This window comes from Glycomyces albidus, assembly GCF_009451885.1.
Taxonomy (GTDB): domain Bacteria; phylum Actinomycetota; class Actinomycetes; order Mycobacteriales; family Micromonosporaceae; genus Glycomyces; species Glycomyces albidus.
This window is the reverse complement of the sequence record NZ_WIAO01000023.1, coordinates 1-15031: the sequence shown is the minus strand read 5'-3', so window position 1 is coordinate 15031 and position 15031 is coordinate 1. Positions and strand designations below refer to the sequence as shown.

Genomic DNA, 15031 nt, shown 5'->3' with positions numbered 1-15031 from the left:
TTCCTAGAGTCCGTGCAGTTCGCTGTAGGTCGCCACGGCCTTCTCCTGCGCCGCGGCGGCGTCGGACAGCCCGTCCCAGACGTCGATGACCATCGTGTTGCCGGTCTCCCAGAAATACTGCGGCACTTGCGGAATGAGTTCCGCATTCGCCGACTGGGCCACGATGCCGGCCACATGCGGGTCGTCCTCGATCCCTTCGATCCCCGCGAGCAGGTCGCCGTTGACCGCCGGGATCTGCCCGGTGGCGCCGTAGACGGCGGCGGCGCCGGCGTCGGAGGCCATGAAGTTCGCGAAGACCCTCGCCGCGGCCGGGTGCTCCGAATACCCGGAGACGACCGCGACGTGCATGCCGGCGAAGGCCCCGGCAGGGGCGCCGCCGTCGACGGTCGGCAGTGTGGTGACCCCGTACTCGAAGCCGTTCTCGGCGGCGCCGGTGTCGAAGAGCGAGAACGCCCAGGGGCCGGTGATGACGTACGGGGTCTCGCCCTTGGCGAACGCCTCCTCGATCGTCTCCCAGGTGCTGTCGGCGCTGGGCACGTCGTAGATCTCGCGCAGGCCGGCGTAGTAGTCGAGGGCGCCGGTGAGGGCGGCGTCGTCGAATCCCGGGTCGTCCACGTTCCCGTCCGGGTACACCTTCCAGCCCGCGGAGGAGAGGATCGGGTACGCGCGGTAGATCTCCGCGGTGGACATGCGCAGCGTCCACCGGTTCGTCGATGGATCGTTATAATCTGCAGCGAGCGATCGGATCTCCTCCCAAGTGGTCGCGGGATCGGGAGCACCGGTCAGTTCCTGGAGCAGGGTGGTGTTGTAGATGAGCGCCAGCGACTCGGTCGTCACCGGGACCGCGTACATCTGGTCCTCGACGGAGACGACGCTGGTGAACGCCTCGCTCATCCGGTCCTGCAGCACCCCGGTGTACTCCCCCAGCGGGGCGGCGGTGCCGTCGTCGATCGCCCTGGCGACCTGGTCGTAGAAGCTCATGTAGACGTCCGCGCCGTTCCCGGCCTCGCCGGCCAGCGACATCTTCTCCACCGCGTCGTTCTTGGCGACGAGCTCGTACTCGATCCGGATGTCCGGGTACTCGTCCTTGAACTCCTCCTTGAAGGCGGCGATCACGGCCTCGGCGAGGTAGTCCTCCTCGAACCAGACCTTCAGCGGCACCTCACCGGAGGCGACCGCCTCCTCGATGACGTACTGCCCGGCCTCGTCGTCCCACTCCAGTTCGGAGGCCTGCTCCTCCTCGGCGGGGCCGCCGCACCCGGCCATTCCCAGCACGGCCGCCGCGGCGGCGGCGATGGCTCCTCTGCGTCGCATCACTTGTCCTCGTCTCAGTTGAGGGGTGCCGCCGGGTCGACCCCGACGGTCTGTGAACGTTTGCATCAAAGTAGCGACATGCATCACTGAAAGCAAGGTCCGTCTGACTTCTATGACCCTTTTGCCAGAATCCAAATCGTTAAAATGATTGCGGTTCCATCACGAGCCGCCCTCAGAATCTTCGCGAACGGTGCAAAAGACCGAGTTCCGCGTGCACGTTCACAGGCACTGCACCTCCCGGCCGGACGCACCGGTCGGCAGGCGGCGTCGGCGCCGAACCGTTTGGAGGAACCCGAGAAAAACGGCCGCGCGGCCGGGCGCGGCGAAACAGGACGTTGTGGAAACCCCACAGGACGCGCCCGATTCGTCGGTTTCGCGATTTGACACGGCTTCGACACTGAGCGTATGCATCAGCCGCCTGCCGCCCAGTCCACATCGGAACGCGTTCCGCCGCAATCCGCTCCGCCCGAACCCGGCCGCCGAGCCGAGGTGACCGCCAGGTCCGTCCAGATCGTCCTGCTGTCCCTCGGCGGACTGCTCCTGACCTCGGGCATCATCGTCTTCACCGCCGTCGCCTGGCGCCAGCTCGGCGACGGCGGCCGGCTCACCATCCTGGCCGGCGCCACCGGGCTGCTCATGGCGGTCCCGTTCGCGCTCACCCGGTTCCGGCTGTGGGCGACCGCCGAGACGCTCGCCGCCACCGCGACGCTCGCCCTGTGGTGTTCGGCCCTCGCCGGCTACTACCTGTACCTGCCCGGCGGCACCGGTCTCACCGCACTGCCCGTGGCCCGCTGGACCGGGGCCGTGCTCGCCGCCGCGGCGCTCTACCGGGTCGCCGCCCGCGTCAGCGCCCCCGCCTGGGCGATGCTCCCGCTCGCCGCGACCGGGGCCGCGTTCGCGGCCTTCGGTGACGCGCTCGAAGCCGCACTCCACATGGTCGCCATCGGAGTCCTGCTCGCCGGGGCCGCCTGGACCGTGAAGGCCGCGCCCACCCGCCACGCCGGCTCCGACCAGTGGTCGGCGCGAGTGCTCCTGGCCGGCGGCATCACCGCGGTCTTCCTCGCCGGACTCCGGGCCGCCTTCGGCCTCGACGCCGAACTGCTGCCGGCCACCGCCGCCACCGCGTGCCTCCTGGCCGCGGGCTGCATGCTCGCGACCGCCCACGCCCGCTTCTCGGGCGCCGCCGTGTCCGCCACCACCGTCCTGGCCGCCGCCGCGGCCGCGCTCACCACCGCCGCATGGGTCCTCGCGTTCCGGTCCGAGGAGCCGCTGCTCGCGGTCCCCGCCTTCGGACTCGCGACGGTCGCGATCATCCTGTTCAGCTCGTGGACCGACCCGAACGGCCACGAACGGCTGCCGCTCGGCGCGAGCGCCGCGGCCGTCATCGCCTCGCTCGCCGTACTCGGCGCGGTGACGACCGGCGCGTTCGAACTGACCGCGTTCGCCGCCGCCGCGGGCCTGGCGCTCGCCTGCGCCCCGATCTTCCCGGCCGCCCTCGCGGACGGCCTCCGCGCCGGCGCTTGCACGATCGGCATCGCGGTGCTCGCGTGGTGCACGACCGCGGCCGTCGCCGCGGTCCCGGTCGCGTTCGGCGCCGAACCGAATGCGCTGCTGCGCTGGGAGATCCCGGTGATCGCCGCCGCGAGCGCGATCGCCGTCCCCCTCCTGCGCGCCGGCCGGCGCCGCGACTACCTGGCCTTCGTCGGCGCGGTCGCGGTCCTCGGCGCCGGGGCGCTCATCGAGGCCCCCGGGGCGCCGGCGGCGTCGTTCGCACTCGTGACGGCCGCGGCGATGGTCGTCGCGTTCACCTCGCCGGGTGCGGTCCGCCGGGCGACGGCGTGGACCGCGGTGTACCCGTGGCTGACCGCGACCGCGCTCGCGGCGTTCTACCGGGTCGAGACGAACGACGTCAACGCCGGACCGGCCCTCGTCCTCGCCGCCGGCGCCGCCTCGGCCCTGCTCGCGGCGGCCCACATCGGCCGGGGCGGCGCCGACCGCCGGTGGGCGAAGGCGCTGGCGCACATCACGATCGCGGCGACCCTGGTGTGGCTCACCGGGACCGCCATCGTCGACGGCCTGACCGTGTACGCCCCCTTGGGCTTCACGGCTTACGCCTGCGGGCTCGCGGCGGCCGCGCTCGCGAACCGCGGCGCCGGTCTCGGCAATGCGCTCGGCTCCTGCGGGTCCCTGGTCGCAGCGGTGCTCCTGTTCGCGGCCTACAGCGGCGCGACCGCGGTCGAGTGGTACACGGTGCCGCCCGCGGCGGTCCTGGCGGGCCTGGGCCTGTGGCTCCTGCACCGCGACGCCGCGACCGGTTCGTGGCTCGCGCTCGGACCGGCCCTCGCCGTCGGACTCGGGCCCTCCCTGGTGATCGCCCTCGGCCCCGACGGCCACCCGTGGCGCCGCCTCGCCGTCGGCGCGGTCGCGGTCCTGGTCCTCCTCGTCGGCGCGAACCGCCGCTGGCAGTCACCGCTCGTCCTCGCCTCGATCGTGCTCACCGCCCTGGCGGTCAACGAGATCGCCCTCGTCTGGAGCCTGGTCCCGAAGTGGATCCCGCTCTCGGCGGGCGGCGCGATCCTCATCGCAGCGGGCGCGACCCTGGAGCAACGCCGCAGGGACCTCGCCAAGCTCAGCCGCACCCTCAAGGCGATGCGGTAAGGCCCGAGCAAGCGAGCGCGGCCTGCCCCGGCAGGCCGCGCCGACCGTCTCGAGTCCTCCGGGAATCTGCGCGCTGCGGCGTCCTCGAACGCCATCGGGCCGGCCGCGGGTTGGGAGCCGCCGTTGCCTTGGGCAGGGAAAAAGGCCCCCGACGCAACGAACAGAAACGACGAAAGCCTTGAAAATGAAACGATGACCTTTTTTTGCTACCGCTTTTTCTTGCTACAGACTATTTGTCCCCAACATACACTAACTTTAAGTATCACCGAGACCTCTACAGTGTACTGCCCGGACGCCCTGCGAGTCAAGGCGTCCGGGCCCGGTCAGCGATGAATTCGGCCGTTCAGCCGATGTCGAACCGCACGAGCAGGTAGGCGCGTCGCACATCCTCGGGCAGCAGCGAGCGGTAGTCGGCCGCTGCGGCCCGCTTGAGGCCCATCCGCCACTGCCCCAGCATGGGCGGGGCCGGCACCGGGGCCACCGCGGCGTGCGGAGCCCCGCCGAAGCCCGGGTCGTTGGCGCCCGGGGACTCCGCGGCCGAAGGCTGGCCCGGGAGCTGCCAGCGGACCGTGAACGCGTCGGTGTGGACGGTGTCGAGCACGAGGTCGGCGGCGGTGACCTTCACCGGCCGGCTCGCCGCCCGCACCCGCGCCCAGAACGGCAGGTGCTCGGGGGCGAGCGTGAAGACCAGTTCCTGGTCGTCGCCCTCGTCGGGGTGGAGCATCCGGTGCCAGGCGGTGCCGAACTGCTCCTCCAGGGCGAACAGGGCCGCACCCGAGGTCGGCAGGACCGCGTCCAGGTTCGCCTTCGCGGCCGCGGCCAGGCCCGGCCCGCCCGCTCGGGACGTGTAGTCCAGGTGGAGCACCACGTCGGTGATCGAGGCGAGGTCGAATTGGTTGTGGGCCTTGGGGAGCGAGAGCGTCCACTCGCTGACGGCGCCGGCGCCCTCGAAGGGCAGGAACCGGTCGTCCTCGAAGCGCAGCTCGAACATGCCCCGGTCGTTCACCGCGTGGCTCGTGGCGATGGCCTTGGTCGGGACCGGGCTCGTCCAGAAGCGCGGGTCGCCGCCGGCGAGCGGGTCGCCGTAGCCGCCCCCGAGCGCGTCCGTGAGCCGCACCCCGTTGTTGGTCACCGCGAGCGTGCAGTTCACCGACGTGTACGGGCCGACCACGCACGGGATCGAGAGCGCCACCGACTTGAGGCGGCGCCGGAAGTGGCCGGGGTAGTCCAGGTCGAACAGCCACTCCGGCAACTGGATCGCCGCCTGCCCCGTCAGCTTGAGCGCGAGCAGGGCCAGCGGGTCGACCTGGGCGAGCGAGACGTGCTTGGTGATCTCCAGGTTCCGCTGGTTCTTCTCGAGATAGGACGACTCCATGCGGCGGATGTCGTTGGTGAGCCGCTCGGGCGCCAGGAGGCCCTTGCGCAGCGAGTCCCAGTACCCGAACTGGATGAACGACGCGTCCGGCTCGGCCAGCTCGAACTGGTAGGACTGCTGGGCGAGCATCGCCGTGTCGAACGCGATCTGGTACGCCTGGAAGTACACGGTGGACACCCGTGCGAGCATCCAGTCGTAGAGCTGCTCGTCGGTGTACTTGGTGCGCAGGAACTCCTCGACGGCCTCGGAGTCGGCGATGACCTGGAGGTGGTTGGCGGCCTCCGCGGCGGCGACCTGCTCCCGGAGCCGGGCGCTCGCGATCTGCGCCTCGAGCTGCGCGAGTTCGTCGGCGGCCACGTCGCGGTTGAACCGGTGGTCCTCGAACTCGCGGGTGAAGCGGCCCTGCGCCGCGGCCATCGACGCTCCGGTGTGGAGCATCCCGGCGAACCCGTTGATCATCGCGCCGGTGTTGGACAGGTAGCCGGAGATGTTCGACCCGCCGATGGACATGCTCACCGACGGCGAGCCGCCGAAGCCGGCGATGCCGATGCTGAAGTCGGGGATGAGGTTCGCCCCGCCCGCCATGCCCGACATGACCGCGCCGACGGCGTTGCCGGCCAGTCCCAGGGTCTCCATGACGACGCCCGCGATCTCCCAGCCGTTCATGCGGGGGACGGAGCCGTGGTAGGCGATGCGGGTGTTCAGCGCGTCCCGGCCGGCCTCCATGGCCTCGCGGGAGGCGACCGCCTCGTCCTCCTGGAGTTCGCGCACGGCCTGGATCGCCTGGTTGAGTGCCACTTCCTGGCTCGCCCGCAGCAGCGCCAGCTCCTCGGCGTCGCGGGTCTCCAGCACCCGCAGCAGCTTCTCCCCCAGGGCCCGCAGCTCGGTGCACAGCTCGACCGCGCGGGCGGCCAGCACCGGGAACCGGTAGCGGGTGTCGGTGGCCGAGAACAGGCCCAGGACGCTGGACAGGTCCGCGCCCGCGGCGGCCGCCTTGACCAGCATCGCCGGGTCCAGCGGCGGCTCGAACAAGGGCAGCCGCCGGAAGACCCCTTCGATGTTCAGGCCGTGCCGGACCTTGAACAGGCGGTCGGCCACGGTGTCCCAGTAGCCGAGGAGCTTGTCGTTCACCGGGATGCCGAAGTACTTGACCTGCAGGTGCGGCAGCGGCTCCGCGCCGTCCTCGCCGGGGATCGCGAGGTCGAGCGGCGGAGCGAAGCCCTCAAGGACCGCGGCCACGTCCTGGTTCCCGAACGGGTCCAGCGCGGCGTCGGCGGTGAGCTGCGCGTAGCTCTTGTCGGCCCGCTCGGGCGGCGGGACCTTCTCCGGGCGCCGGCCGAGCAGCTCCGCCGCGAGCGTGTACAGCAGCACCGCCTGGTTGATCGACTCCAGGGTGTCGCGCCGGAACTCCTGGTCGGCCCAGCCGATGAGGTTGTCGAGGTACTTCATGACGATCGCCTTCTGGTAGGCGACCGGGCGGTGGCGGGCCACGGTGTGCGGCGAGAACGGGTGGTTCTTCCAGGCGCGCAGCTCGTCGAGGTGGTCGCCGATGTCCCCCAGGATCGACTCGATCCGCTGCCGGCGGTAGTCCTCCCCCGCGTGCTCGAAGAACGGGCGGGTGACCCAGTACCGTTGCGGCGCTTCGGGCCCGTCGGTGCTGGTCGGGTCGAAGATGCGGTGGTACCAGCGCATCGCCTCCTCGAAGCGGTGCTCGGCGGTGAGCTTCGCGGCGATGAGCATCGGCGCGTGGAAGAAGATCTCCCAGTTGTAGGCCGCGTAGGCGCCGCCGCGGGTGAAGTCGACGCCGCCCTCGGCGGTCGCGTCGACCGCGTTGCCCGGCTGCGGGCCGTAGGCGAAGGCCGTCGCGCTCGACGGCGCGACGCTCTGCTGCCGGCGGTTCACCAGGCCCTCGACGCCCTTGGTGTCCAGGGCCGCAAGGAAGTCCGAGGCGTACGGGTGCCAGAACGGGTACCAGCGGTGCCCGAACACGGTCTGCGGCACGTGGATGAGGCGCCGCCTGCCGTCGCTGCCGATGTACTGGAACGGGACGACGTCGGTGACCTGCGTGCGCCGGAGCCAGTAGGCGCGCTGGCGGTCCTGGTAGATCACCGGGCTCGACGAGTCCTCGTTGTACTGGCGGGCGCCGGGGGTCATGACGAGTTCGGCCGGGACGCGGGCGTTGGACACGAGCGGCCGCACGTCGTCCCAGCCGACCATGACCTCCACGGCGGCGTCGGTGGCGACGAGGCGGCCGTTCGCGAACCGCATCGTGTTCGGCTTGCGCAGCTTCGGGCCGCGCTCGTCGGCGAAGAGCGCCTTGATGCCACGGCCCTGCTCGCCGAAGTTCGTCTGCACGTGCCAGTGCGAGGTGGCCAGGACGAGGGTCCCGTCCGAGCGGCGGGTGTAGTTGCCGACGAGCGGTTTCATCTTCAGGTCGATGACTTCGCCGGTGAACACGAACGAGGAGGAGTGCCACGGCCAGTACAGGACCGAGTGCCCGCGCTTCGTCATGCGCTCGTGCGAGTCGGAGAACTCGTCGTAGAAGCGGGCGTCGTTGAACTCCGGGGAGGTGGAGAGGTAGACGTCGAGCCAGAGCTGGTCGTTCCTCGCCCGCGGCTTGAGCGTGTACGAGGAGCGCGGCCGGGGCCACGGGTGGACGAGCCGGTCGCCGCCGGTGCGGCGCGCGGTCCAGCCGTCCGGGGTGCGCTCGGTCCAGCACAGCTCGATCTCCAGGGTCCGCGCCGGGTCCGAAGTGGTCTTCGGGGAGTCCGAGGCCTGGGCGGGCGGCTGGCGCTTGGGCTGCTGCGTCTTCTCCTCGAACTGGAGCCAGAAGAGGTGCAGCCTGCCCCGGTAGACCACGGGCTGCACCTGGTCGGACGCGATGTCGACGTCGATGCGCTCCCAGCCGGTCCACTCCGCGTAGGCGAGGTCGAGGGTGCGGTAGTAGAAGTGGGAGGGCTGGGCGGCCGAGCGGGCCACCACGTGGACGCGGTTCGCCGCCGCGGTCTGCTCGTGGTAGATCCCGAGGGTCTGCATGTGCGCGACCTCGGTGAGCTTGCGCAGGTAGTCGCGGTAGGCCCGCTCCGCGTTCGCGTCGGTCAGCTCCCCTTGCGCGAGCTGGTCCTCGAGCTCTTTGAAGAACGGGGTCTTGTCGTCGCGCAGCTCCGCCTCGATCCAGTTCTCGGGGTAGAGGAAGACCTTCCGGTTGGCCTCCCACAGGCGGTAGCCGCTCATCCACTCCCACTGGCTCCAGGAGTCGAGTGCGGTGGTGTCGGCGGTCTGGTCGGCGGTGATCCGCACCAGCGGCTGCTCCAGGTTGAGCAGGCACCGCTGGGCGAAGAGCTGCACGGCGCCGATGGCCTGCTTGATGCGCGAGGTCTGCTGGACCGCCGTCATCTCGGTGTCGAGCAGGAACCACCGCTGGAGGTCGGCGGCGTCCTTCCAGTGCGCGGGGTTCTGCCACTGCCTGCCGTCCACGGTGATGTGGGCGGGCGTGGTGCGCAGCGACCGCTCGACCAGGTACGCGGTGAGGGCGTCCCGGCGGGCCTCGCGGAGGGGGTCCTGGAGGTCGGGCATGAGCGCCAGCCAGGCCGCGGTGTCGTACTTGGACTTCATGGTCTGGCGCAGGTGCTCGGTGGCGAGGCGCTGTGCGCCGCCGGCGTCCGCGTCGCGGTCGACCCACTGGAGGGCGTCGGCGGCCGGGACGCCCAGGCGGCGGAGGGCCTCGGCGGCCACGCGGGTGCGCGCCAAGCGGTCCACGTCGGCGTAGAAGGCGGTGTCGCCGCCGTCGAGGGCGGCGAGGTCGACCGGATCCCAGCCGGTCAGCGCCGCGACCGACGCGCGCACGTCCGCGACCGGGTCGCCCGCCGCGGCGGCGTCGAAGACCTCGGGCCAGCCGGTCGCCTCCGGTTCGGGGTAGCGGTGGCGCAGGCTGAGCCAGGCGGCGAGGTCCCGCCACGGTCCGAGGGGGACGCCGGGATGGGCGAGCGCGACCGGGAGGGCACCGGGGTGGAGCCAGCCGAACGCGCCGGCCCGCTCCATCAGCCACGGCAGGTCGTGGGCGTCGATGCGCATGCGCCGCACCAGGTGCGCGGCCTTGTGGAGCAGCCGCCAGGCTTCGAAGAGGGCGGCGAACTGCGTCTCGGTGATCGCGTGGAGGTAGGCGCCCTGCTCGTCCGCGGCCATGAAGTCGGGGTCCGCGAAGACCTCCCACAGGGCCTCGTCGGGTCGCAGCAGGTCGAGCAGGGTCACCGCCTGTTCGTCGGGGAGGGAGAACGTGGCCGCGACGGTGGCCGCGATCTGGCCGCCCGCCTCGTCGGCGGGCGTGGTCCGCAGGCTCTCGCGCACCGCGTCGAGCTGCTCGGCGATCGCCTCGGTCCGCTGGCCGAGCGGGGACTCCGGCCGGTCGTTGAGGAGCCAGTCGACCTCGCCGACGGTGAGTCCGGTGGCTCTGATCTCGGCGTGGCGGTCGACGAGCCGCGCGGTGGCGGCGGGCTCGCTGAACGGGTCGGGCACGTCCGCGGCGAGGTCGACGAGGGCGAGGAGTTCGGCGACCGGCAGGTGCAGCGCGTTCGCGAGCGTGGCGTACCGCAGCGGCGTCGTCAGGTCGTCGACCGTGAGGTTCGGCCCGGTGCGCGCCAGGAGCAGGCCCAGGTCGGCCTCGCCGACCTGCCAGGCCGCGGCCAGCGCGGGGAGGTGCGCCGCCACGGGCTCGGTGCCGGGCAGCGGGAGGGCGAAGGCCGGATCGACGGGGTCGAGGAGGTTGGGGTTGGCGAACAGCTCGGCGTAGGGCGAGCGGGCGCCGTCGGGTCCCGGTTCGGTGCTCAAGGGTGCGTACAGGACGAGGGCCTGTTCAGTGGTGAGTCGCAGGCGGGCGGCGAGTTCGGCGAACGCGGCGAGGCGGCGCAGGGCCTGGGCGTCGAGGACGCCGTTCGCGAGGCCGGGGGCGCGCAGGAGCCGGTCGAGCTGGGCGGGGGTCCAGTCGGTGTGGCGCCACAGGCGGATGAAGCGGTGGACGCGGTCGTAGCGGGCGGGGGCGAGGCCGGTGAGGGTCTGCTCGTCGAGTCGGCAGGTGCCTCCGGGGCGCTGGAGCCCGATGGTGCCGCCGGCGTGGATCCACTCGGTGTCGAGGAGGGCGAGGAGTTCGGTGTAGTCGATGCCGGCGTGCTGGAGGAAGGGGAGGACGCCGGCTTCGGGGTCGGTGGTGTCGAGGCCCCAGATCTGGTCCTGGTCGGCCGGGGCCGGAGCGGGTGCAGCGACCAGGGTGACGTCGAGTGTGGACAGTCCGAAGTACTCCCCTGCGGCGGAGGTGTGGGCGGCGGGGGTGTCGGGGCCGAGGAGGCGCATGAGCTCGTGCCGGGGGACGCCGAGGTGGGCGAGGATGACGCGGGCCTCCTCCTGCCAGGCGTTGAAGGCGCCGCGGAGGGGGAACCGGGCGGCTTTGACGGTCTCGTAGGCGGGTGCGTGGAGGTGCTCGGGGACGGCGCGCAGCTCGGCCGCGGTGCGGGTGGTCTGGGGCTGGGCGGCGGGGGCGCCGGCGGGGACGGCGCGTTCGAGCAGCTCGTTGACGAGGTCGAGGTACGGCAGCGGCGTGTTCGTGTTGGGGCAGTTGAGGAGGAGGTCGTCGATGTCGGGTCGGCGGGCCTGGAGCACCTGGAGGACCGTCTGCGGCGCACCGGGCCTGGCGGGCCGGGTGGAGAGGAAGCGGAGCAGGTCGGCGAGGTACGCGGCGGGGCCGTACACCGATTCGCAGTGGCTGCATTCGCAGTAGTCGAGGCCGCCGAAGAGGAGCGCGAGGTCGGGGACGTCGCCGAGGACGCCGGTGGCGTCGGCGAGGGTGACGGCCTGGTCGGCGAAGACCTGGAACTGGACGGGGGCGAGGTCGGACCGGAAGGTGGCGAGCTGCGACAGGACGTGGGCGTAGGACATCTGGGCGTTCGCGTGGATCTGCGCGATCGTCTCGGGGCCGACCCCGTCGCGGCCGCCGATCCGCGCGGTGAGCTCGGCGCGGTCGAGTGCGGCGATCTGGGCGGCGGAGTGGAGCCGCTCCTGCAGGAGCGCGGCGGCGCCCTTGTGGTCCGGGGCGAGGCGCACGGCGCGCTGCTGGACGCGCAGTTCGCTGTGGAGGTCCGGATCGAGTTCGAGCTCGCGCGTCTGGAGGTAGGCGTCGAGGCCGGTGCGCTTGAGTTCGAGGTCGGGGTGGTCGTCGAGGAAGGCCAGCGCCTGGTCGGCGAGGACGAGGCCGTGGCCATCCGTGCGGCCGAGTTCGGCGGCGAGCGCGGTGGTCGGGTAGTGGGCCGCGGCGGTGGCCTCGAGCCGGCGGGCGTAGGCGGCGGCCTGCTCGGCCGGGGAGTCGCCGGGGGCGGTGTCGGGGAAGCCGGCGGCGGCGACCACGTCGTCCCATTCGGCGGTGGAGAGCGTGGCGAGGTGGCGGGTGGTGGTGAGTTCGGGCCGGCCGGGGTCGTCGAGCTGCTGTTTGAGGAAGGCGACGGCCGGGGCGTGGCCGCCGGCGATGGCGGCGGTCTCGATGGCGGCGGCGACGTCGGCGACGACCTCGTCGCCGCCGAGGTCCGCGGCGGCGCCGGCGAGGCCGGCCCAGAATCCCTCGCTGGTCTCGCCGTGCTCCAGGAGCAGCTCGGCGACCTTCTCGTAGTGGGGCGCTTCGAGTCTGGAGGCGTCGAGGAGGTGCTTGAGGGAGGCGTCGCCGCCGACGGGCGGGGCGTCGAGCACGGCGCCGACGGACCGCCGCGCGAGGGCGGTCAGGACCGCTTCCTCGTCGCGGACGACGCCGATGGGCACGAGGTTCTCGTCGGCGGCGCTGGCGAACGCGGCGGCCTGCCGCTCGGGGCCGAGCAGGAGGATGCCCGCGGCGAGTTCGGCGGTGAGCTCTTCGATCCGGGTCCATTCGTCGGTGGCGGCGAGGAGCTCCTCGGGCAGTGAGCCGGGGAGGCCCTGGGCGATGAATCCGAAGTAGAGGGAGGCGCCGAGGGCGGGGTCGCCGACGTGCTCGGCGATGCGGACGGACAGGACCAGGAGCATCACTTCGTACTGGGTGAGCCCGGCCTCCATCGCGGCGATCGTGATGTCGTTGCGGTCGCCGTCCTCGACGAGGTCGGTGACGGCGAGGCCGCCGAGCACGGCGTCGAGGGCGGGGCGCTGGCGCTCGTAGAGGGAGGGGCCGCGGTAGGGGCGGTCGCCGATGGTCTGGTTGGTCCACTGGATCGGGGTGGGGTTGAACAGGATCCGCGAGCCGAGGGGGCTCTGGTCGGGCCCGGTGAAGGTGACGATGAGGTGGAGGGGCTTGGCGACGGCGCCGGTCTGCGGGTCGCGGGGCGGGTCGTAGGGGATGTCGTAGAAGCCGGTCTTGCCGGTGGCGCGGGTGGCGATGAGCGCGCCTTCGCCTTCGATGGAGCGGAAGGACAGTCGCACCTGCGCGCCCTCGACGGGGCGCCACAGCTCGTCGCGGACGGAGCCGCGCAGGCGGTGGTGCGGGACGGGCGGTTTCGGGAGGGCGGCGGTGATCGTCTGGTTGAGGGCTTTGAGCGTGGGGCCGTCGAGCTGCCCGGTGGCGGGCAGGCCATTGTCGGATTGGAAGGCCAGCACGGCTTTCCGGGTGGCCTTGCCGTAGCGGGCCTCGCCGTGCTCGGTGAGCGGGACGGTGTAGCCGAAGTGGGCGAGGGCCTGCTGGGCGGCGGCGACGTGGCCGCCGCGCATGTTGAGCTTCGCCTGCCGTTTGAGCGGCGCGAGGTCCAGGACCGGGCCGGGCTTGAGGCGCTTGACGGGCAGGGGTTCGGAGGCGGCGACGGATTCGAGCTTGTCCATGGTGGCGAGGTCGAACCGTCCCGTGGCGGGGAGCCGGTACTTGGCCTGGAAGGCGCGCAGGGCGGCCTGCGTGCCCGGCCCGGGTTGGCGGGCGGTCAACTCGTGCTGTCCGATCTGGACGTCGAGCTTCGCGATCTTGACGGCGCGCATGAGGGTCCGCTGGGCCTTGCCGAACTGGGTGCGCGATCCCAGGCGCGCCTGGAGCTCCTCGGCGCGCAGCCGCTGCACCAGGCCCTCGTCGACCCACCAGGAGACGCCGCGGCTCTTGGTGTGCTGCCGGAACTGCTGGAGGGCGGCGGCGGTGGTCGGGCCGACCTTGCGGCTCGCGAGCTCGTCGGGATCGATGCGGTGGCCGAGCGCGGTGAGCATCCCCTGGATCTTCGCGGCCCGGTGCGGGGCGCCGGTGAAGTAGCGGTGCTCCAGTTCGCGTTTGATCTGCCCTGCGGTCTCGGGGGTGACGACGCCGGTCTGCATGAGCCCGGCCGCGGCCTGGAGGCGGCGCACCGCCTCCCGGGTGGACGGACCGAGCCGGGAGGCGCCGGCTTCGGCGGGGTCGACCGGGTACCGCAGTTCGGCGAGGGACGCCTGGAGGGCGGCGACGGCCTTCCCGGTCGGCTCCCCGGGCTCGCGGGGGAGCTGGATCGCCATGGTCCGGTCGGTGTCGGCCGGGCCTCCGGGCGGCGGGGGCGGCGCGGCGGCCGTCTCGACGGGCAGCGCGAGCTTGCGAATCGCCTCGGGACTGAAGCTCCGCTTCGGCTGGTTCATGGTCGTTCCCTTCTGTACCTTGCGATTCGCTGTTCGCGGTCACCAGTTGGCGAGGATCCCGCCGATACCGCCGGCGATGCCGCCGACGATCGCTCCGACGGCGTAGCCGGCCAGGTTGCCGACCCCGGGCAGGACCGTCCCGCAGACCGCGCCGATGAGCGCGCCGGTCGCCGCCCCGGCGACGAAGCCCGCCACCATGGCGTCCTCGCGGCTGCCGCCGGCGCCGCGGACCGCGTTGCCGACCGCCCCGCCGACGAATCCGCCGCCGACGAACCCGGCCGCCGCCACCGGCAGGTAGGAGGCGCCGAGGAAGGCGGCGCGGCTCAGCCCGGCGAAACCGTTCACGTAGGCCCAGTACGAGCCGCTGAGCAGCATCGTCTCGCCTTCGGCCACACCGCCGATGAGGCCGCGCGAGAGTCCGACGCCGACGTTGCCCGCAGCGGTGGCGAGGGTCGGCCCGAAGATGTAGGGCGGCATCGGCCCGCGCGAGCCGGTCATGGCGTGCATGGTGCGCCGGCCGGCCTCCACGAGCTGGACGCGCGCGGTGGTCATGCCGCGCCAGAAGCCGCTGGACTGGACCCGGCGCACGAAGTCCGGGTAGAGGCCGCGGTCGGCGTAGGTGTGCGGGGTCGCGTACGACCGGCCGTTGGGTGCCGGGCGCGGATAGCCGGGCCCGGCCAGGCTCCGGCTCGACTGGAGCGGGCCCATGTATCTGGGGTCGTTGGTGATGCGCGGGTCCAGGTTGGTGCGGCGGCCGTCTCTCCACTTGAGCCAGTGCTGCGCCTGGTCCCCCGGGCCGTAGCCGCCGCCCGCGCGGGAGCGGGCGCGGCCGGCGCGCTCGGCGGCCGCGAAGTCGGTGCCGGGCGGCGCCTGCGGCAGGTCGATGGGGGCGACGCCGCGCACGGGCGCCACGGGACCGGTGATCGGGCCGGTGCGGGGCACGATGCCGGTGCCGCCTCCGGAGGCGGGACCCTCGCTTTCGCCGGCGTCGCCGTCGCCGTCGCCGTCGCTCGCCGCCCCGGTGCCGTCGCCGCCGCCGGGGGCCGTGCCGCCTCCGGCGTCCGCGCCGGACCCGGAGCCCGCGCCCGGACCGGTTCC

Annotated in this window: 4 protein-coding genes; 1 reads left to right on the top strand and 3 read right to left on the bottom strand. The window is 72.6% G+C overall.

Translation table 11 applies throughout. From position 1 onward, the window contains the following. Window positions 1-3: 3 nt before the first annotated feature. Complete coding sequence (locus GFD30_RS17495) at window positions 4-1314, bottom strand: extracellular solute-binding protein (RefSeq protein WP_194202004.1); 1311 nt, start codon at window positions 1312-1314, stop codon at window positions 4-6. 405 nt (window positions 1315-1719) lie between these two features. Between GFD30_RS17495 and GFD30_RS17490 the strand changes: the two genes are divergently transcribed. Then, on the top strand, window positions 1720-3972 hold the full coding sequence (locus tag GFD30_RS17490) for an SCO7613 C-terminal domain-containing membrane protein (protein WP_153026484.1): 2253 nt from the start codon (window positions 1720-1722) through the stop codon (window positions 3970-3972). A 343-nt stretch (window positions 3973-4315) separates the two neighbouring features. Here GFD30_RS17490 and GFD30_RS17485 read toward each other — a convergent pair whose 3' ends face one another. Further along, window positions 4316-13933 (bottom strand): Tc toxin subunit A-related protein, encoded by a 9618-nt coding sequence (locus GFD30_RS17485; protein WP_153026483.1) that lies wholly within the window; start codon window positions 13931-13933, stop codon window positions 4316-4318. Window positions 13934-13972: 39 nt separating this feature from the next. Then, a partial coding sequence (locus GFD30_RS26355) for a hypothetical protein (protein WP_407649085.1) occupies window positions 13973-15031 on the bottom strand: 1059 nt, incomplete at its 5' end.